Annotated in this window: 6 protein-coding genes; 5 read left to right on the top strand and 1 reads right to left on the bottom strand. The window is 38.2% G+C overall.

What is annotated here, in order from left to right:
• Window positions 1–61 precede the first annotated feature (61 nt).
• Both QZ562_RS18765 and QZ562_RS18760 read left to right on the top strand, forming a co-directional pair.
• A complete protein-coding gene (locus tag QZ562_RS18765; RefSeq protein ID WP_293763618.1) occupies window positions 62–754 on the top strand; it encodes an ATP-binding protein in 693 nt (230 codons plus the stop codon).
• A 49-nt stretch (window positions 755–803) separates the two neighbouring features.
• Window positions 804–1,592, top strand: coding sequence for a hypothetical protein (locus QZ562_RS18760; protein ID WP_293763615.1), 789 nt, complete (start codon window positions 804–806; stop codon window positions 1,590–1,592).
• A gap of 27 nt (window positions 1,593–1,619) precedes the next feature.
• Here QZ562_RS18760 and QZ562_RS18755 read toward each other — a convergent pair whose 3' ends face one another.
• Window positions 1,620–2,519, bottom strand: coding sequence for a LysR family transcriptional regulator (locus tag QZ562_RS18755; protein ID WP_293763612.1), 900 nt, complete (start codon window positions 2,517–2,519; stop codon window positions 1,620–1,622).
• Between the two features lie 122 nt (window positions 2,520–2,641).
• On the opposite strand from QZ562_RS18755, the gene QZ562_RS18750 reads away from it, so the two are divergent.
• The 3 genes from QZ562_RS18750 to QZ562_RS18740 all read left to right on the top strand — a co-directional run bounded on the left by QZ562_RS18750 (window position 2,642) and on the right by QZ562_RS18740 (window position 5,423).
• Entirely contained in the window at window positions 2,642–3,355 is a 714-nt protein-coding gene (locus tag QZ562_RS18750) for a CoA transferase subunit A (RefSeq protein WP_293763609.1), read from the top strand.
• A 9-nt stretch (window positions 3,356–3,364) separates the two neighbouring features.
• Window positions 3,365–4,021 carry a 3-oxoacid CoA-transferase subunit B gene (locus QZ562_RS18745; protein ID WP_293763606.1) on the top strand — a complete coding sequence of 219 codons (657 nt, stop codon included), beginning with the start codon at window positions 3,365–3,367 and terminating at the stop codon, window positions 4,019–4,021.
• A gap of 67 nt (window positions 4,022–4,088) precedes the next feature.
• Complete coding sequence (locus QZ562_RS18740) at window positions 4,089–5,423, top strand: DEAD/DEAH box helicase (RefSeq protein ID WP_293763603.1); 1,335 nt, start codon at window positions 4,089–4,091, stop codon at window positions 5,421–5,423.
• Window positions 5,424–5,879: the final 456 nt, after the last annotated feature.

Genomic DNA, 5,879 nt, shown 5'->3' with positions numbered 1-5,879 from the left:
AGTTTATAGTGTGAAGACAAAATTATGTTTGTATTGTTAATATATCCATCAGAAACATTCTATGATTAGAGATGATGAATCCATTGATTTCTCAGCTGTATTAGGTTCCGCTGTTCACGATATGAAGAATTCTATATGTCTCATAATGCAATCTATCGAAAATTTAGGAAATAGTCTGGTAGATACAGATTTATTATCAAAAAATAATTTAGCCTCAGTCCATTATGAGGCCTCTAGACTAAATACTGGACTAGTACAATTATTGTGTTTGTATCGAACTAGATTAAATAACCTGCCTCTTAATATAGATGAGTATGATGTTCGAGATTTAATGGAGAATTTAGTAGATACTAATGAAATTTATTTAAAACACAAAAATATGATTTTAGAAGTGAATCAGTCAGCCAATTTAATATGGTACTTAGATGCAGATTTGATTGGTATTTTGCTGAATGATGTATTAATAAACGCAATGCGATATGGTCAAAAAAAGATACAATTGAGTGTATATACTAAAAATGAACAGCTGGTATTTAAAGTGGAAGATGATGGTCCCGGTTACCCATCAGCTATGTTGGAAGCTCATGATATGAGTATTCAACACTTTGATATCAGCCAAGGAAGAACTGGCTTGGGTTTGTTTTTTGCCAGGTTAATTGCTCAAGCACACACCAAAGGAGATAATAAGGGTAAAATATCCTTGAAGAATGGTGGAAGTTTAGGTGGTGGGGTTTTTGTCTTAACATTACCTTAGACAATTAATAAATTAATTTACTGCAACAGCACCGGGTAATGAACCCAAAGTGTGGAAAAATTATAGAATTATGTTATTTACAATAATAATAATGTTGATCCTCTCATTAGTTTTAATAGGTATTATTGTGAGTGCATTCCAACAACACAAAAATAAATTAGAAGCCAACCGTAGGACTGAATTATCCAAACAAAAAGTCATTATTGATATCACTGAAGCCGCATTGTCAGCTGCAGAACAAATACCTATTTCCCAAAAATTAATTTTTATTATGCAGCGAAGAATTTTACCTGCTATGAAAATGGCTAATCAAATGGGTGATAAATTAGTAAATACAAACGAAACAATAAAAAATACGGAAGCTATTTTAAAAAGCATTGACGTTAATGATTCTCCTCCTCCAGAAGATAGTTTTAAATTGCCTGAAGGTGATAAACAAGTTATTCAATTTATTCGTGGTATCAAAACTTTGCGAGCGTTATTACGAGCTGAATTTAAGAAAAATCGTCTTGAAAGTAGAGTGTTTTTAGCCGAAGACAAATTGCTTGAACGGCTGCAACTTCGTGCTAACGTCGAAACGTTAATAAGACGCGGAGAAAATGCAATTAAGAAGGATCAATTAGGCTCTGCGAGGCAGTGTCTGGAAAAGGCTATTGGTGCTCTTGCTGCCCAACCTAATCCAGATGAATACATCACTACAAAAAAAGCACAATTAGAGAATCAATTAGATAATATCGAGGTGAACCTAAAAACTACAAACATCCGAGATGTAGCCAAAAAAGAAAAATCCGAAAAAAACGATCTTGACGAATTGTTTGCGCACAAGAAAAAATGGTAACGCAATTCGGTGCTGACCAGTATTAGCTTAACTTGGGTACGAAATATTGTTCACCGTCCATTGCCAGAATGACGTGGCTACTGAAGATAAATTAGCGTTTTTTTGACGAATAATTCCTACTCTTTTGCTTAAACCACTCTGATGGATCCTCAAACAAAGCAGCTCTTTACTGAGCATTTGTTCTTGGCATAAAGCTGGAACTACGGACACGCCGAGGTCATGTTTCACAAACTGACCTAAAGTGGCAAGTTGACTCGCTTCAACCACTATATTTAGTGACAAATGATTAATTACCATAAATGAATCAATCCACTGGCGAATAGCTGATCCCTTATTCATGGCGACAAAGGGATATAAGGCAATTTGTGACCAAGACAAAACCTGATGTTCACTCAAAGGGTGATTAACTGGTAGGACTGCAATAAAATTATCGGTAAGAATAGGGTGGAATTCTAATCCGTCCATTTTTTCATGTTCGAATGAAAAGCCAATTTCAACCCTACCCGCTTGAACATCTTTTATCACAGACTCCATCACCACGTCAGTCACTGATAATTTAATATTGGGAAACTCAGCTTTAAACTGTTGCAAAATACCCGGCAACAATCCAGCAGCAAATGAAGGCATAGCGGCTATCGATAACTTGCCTCTGCCTAATGAAAAAAGATTATGTAAGTCTGAAAACGCATCTTGCCAATCGCCAATAAGTCTAACTGCAACGGGTAAAAATTGCTGTCCTTCAGGGCTTAACTCAACTTTACGAGTGGTACGTGAGAACAGTGACCCTCCTAACTGTGATTCCATTTTTTTTATTGCCGAAGATAAAGCTGGCTGCGATAAGCACATTTTTCCAGCAGCCTGGGCAAATGTGTGAGATTGCGCAATACACACAAAAATCTGAAGTTGTCGAAAAGATACGTTATGCATAGCTACTTATACTCATAATAATAAATTGATAAATAAAATCTATTAATACAGACATTAATTCAATTTTACTATTTAAAAGTATCTTTTACACTGTAGTACAGTATTTAGATTGAGATTTAATCATGGCAGGTTTTAACAAGGTAGTAGACAGTTACGAAACGGCAATGGCCGGCTTACAGGACAATATGACAGTCATAGCTGGCGGATTTGGTCTTTGCGGCATTCCTGAAGGTTTAATTGCGCAAATCAAAAAGATGAATACAAAAGGTTTAACGGTTGTATCAAATAACTGTGGTGTTGATGGGTTCGGGTTGGGCTTATTGCTTGAAGACAAACAAATCAAAAAAATGGTTTCGTCTTATGTGGGTGAAAATTCCCTATTTGAACAACAGTTGTTAAATGGCGAACTAGAAGTTGAATTAACACCTCAAGGTACATTAGCCGAAAAAATGCGTGCGGGTGGTGCAGGTATTCCTGCATTTTATACCGCTACAGGCTTCGGCACACCGGTAGGTGAAGGTAAGGAGTCTAGAAAATTTAATGGACGTGATTATATTCTTGAAGAATCGATTACAGGTGATTTTGCCATTATAAAAGCATATAAAGCTGACCGTTACGGTAACTGTATCTATCGCCATACCGCACAGAACTTTAACCCTATGGCAGCTACCGCAGGTAAAATAACGGTTGTTGAAGTTGAAGAAATAGTAGAACCAGGTGAACTTTCTCCCAGTGAAATACACACACCAGGCATATACGTTGACAGGGTAATCGTGGGCAACTTTGAAAAGCGTATAGAACGTAAAATCCTTTCAACAGCTACCAGTAATCAATAGGTCATTATTATGTCATTAAGCAGAGAACAAATAGCCATGCGTGTCGCACAAGAGTTTGGTGATGGACATTATATCAACTTAGGTATCGGTATTCCTACCCTGGCTGCCAATTATGTAGCAGATAATATCGAAGTTATGTTGCAATCAGAAAATGGTTTACTTGGCATGGGGCCCTATCCCAATGAAGAACAAGTCGATGCAGATATGATCAATGCTGGAAAAGAAACCGTCACTGCAGCAACAGGCGCATCTATTTTTGACTCAGCAGAAAGTTTTGCGATGATCCGCGGAGGACATGTCGACCTAACAGTACTTGGAGCATTTGAAGTAGATTGTTGTGGCAACATTGCTTCATGGATGATCCCAAACAAACTTATCAAAGGCATGGGCGGCGCGATGGACCTAGTGGCAGGCGCGCAAAATATCATTGTGACCATGACTCATGCAGATAAACATGGACATTCAAAGTTGTTAGAACAGTGTTCATTACCTTTAACTGGGGTTAATTGTATTAACAAAATTATCACCGACTTAGCTGTGCTCGAAGTAAAAAATGGCGCGTTTCATTTAGTTGAAAGAGCGCCGGGCATCTCAGTAGATGAAATTAGAACTAAAACAGCAGGCAAATTAGTGGTGCAAGGGAACATACCTGAAATGATGTTTTAAAATAAACTGACACAATTGACATCAGCCTTGTATAATTGTCAGCATATTAGTTTTTAGAGCGTGTCTTTTGCAATTTACCGACCTTCCAATACATCATAATCTATTAAAAGCCCTTGAAATAAAAGGGCTTGATACACCGACGGAAATCCAAAGTAAGGCGATCCCTTATGGCTTAATGGGTAAGGACTTAATTGCCTCATCCAAAACAGGCTCTGGTAAAACACTTGCGTTTTTATTACCAGCAGTACATAGGGTGTTAACTAAGCAGCCTCTAAGTCGAAGAGATCCTAGAGTGCTTATTTTAGCGCCTACCCGAGAACTCGCAAAGCAAGTTTTTTTGCAGCTCAAAGGACTCATTGCTAAACAGCAGCTAAAAGCGGCTTTGATATTAGGTGGTGAAAATTTTAATGACCAAGTAAAAGCCCTTAAACATCATCCGCAATTTATTGTGGGTACCGCAGGCCGTGTGGCCGATCACCTTGCAGGGAAATCGTTATTCTTAAACGGTCTTGAGATGTTGATATTAGATGAAGCAGATCGAATGTTAGATTTGGGTTTTGCCACACAACTTAGACTTATCAATCAAGCAGCAGATCACCGCAAACGCCAATCTATGATGTTTTCTGCGACCCTAGATAGTGCGGCTTTGCATGAGTTGACCCAGACACTATTAAAAAGCCCACAACGTATCAGTGTTGGTTCTGCTGGTGAAGAACATAAAGACATTCAACAAAAGTTTTATTTAGCCGATCACGTGACTCACAAAGAATTATTGTTAAGTCATATGATCAACCAGAAAGAATATCGCCAAATCATCGTATTCACTGCCACACGCGCAGATACAGAAAGGCTGACCCTTATACTCAAAGAGCAACATTTACACGCAGTTGCCCTAAGCGGTGACCTAACCCAAGGTCAACGTAATAACATCATGAGTGAGTTTGGTCGAGGTCAGCACCACATTTTGGTCACGACTGATATCGCCTCTCGCGGTTTAGACCTGCTAAATGTTGCTTTGGTTGTGAATTTTGACCTGCCCAAACTAGCAGATGAATATGTGCACAGAGTCGGCAGAACTGGGCGAGCTGGTAACAAGGGTCAAGCGGTATCTTTTGTTGGACCAAAAGATTGGTTTAGTTTTTTAGCCATAAAAAGCTTTATGCAACAAACCATTGAGTTTAACGAAATTGAAGGCCTAGTCGCTAAATTTAAGGGCTTGAGGCCACCTAAGGCTAAAGTAGCGTTAGGTAACAAATCAACCGATAAGAAGGTTAATCAAGGCAAAAAACCTCAACAAGCACCAAGTCGCGTCAAAACCATGCAAGGCAAAGACGCTGGTGATATGCCTATGAAGCGAAAGCCTAGAGCGGTTTTAAAGCCAGAGGAAGACGCTGAAGAATAAGTGAAAAGTAAGTGAATGATGAGTGAAGAAACTGAGAGTTTCCAGCTTTGAACTTTGGACTAAAAAAAGATTGGTCGAAACACAAATAACAAGCACAGTGCAGGGATTAACTTACTGCACATGCTGTCAACTGATTTTGACCTCTTATTTAAGTAATTTACTTCCTATCGCCTCGCAACAGGATATTTTCTTGCTGACCCGGGCTTCACAAAGATAAAAAAATTAGTTAGTAACCTTTCTTCACTAATCAGTGAATGAGGCTCAAACACCTTAATGTTCTATGCTTATCTTTTTCTGAACTAGCCACTTTCCACATGCTTCTGCTTTTTAACATCGTTACACTTGATCACCAGATGCTTATTCTGTTTTCGACTCAAGATAAAATTTAATAGTTACTTATAAAATATGAAACCTATTATTTTATTAAAGATGACCGTTATTACCTGATGTTTACAG

The organism is uncultured Paraglaciecola sp., from assembly GCF_913058035.1.
Classification (GTDB): Bacteria; Pseudomonadota; Gammaproteobacteria; order Enterobacterales; family Alteromonadaceae; genus Paraglaciecola.
Note: the sequence above shows the minus strand (reverse complement) of the source record. Positions and strands in the feature narration are given on the sequence as shown.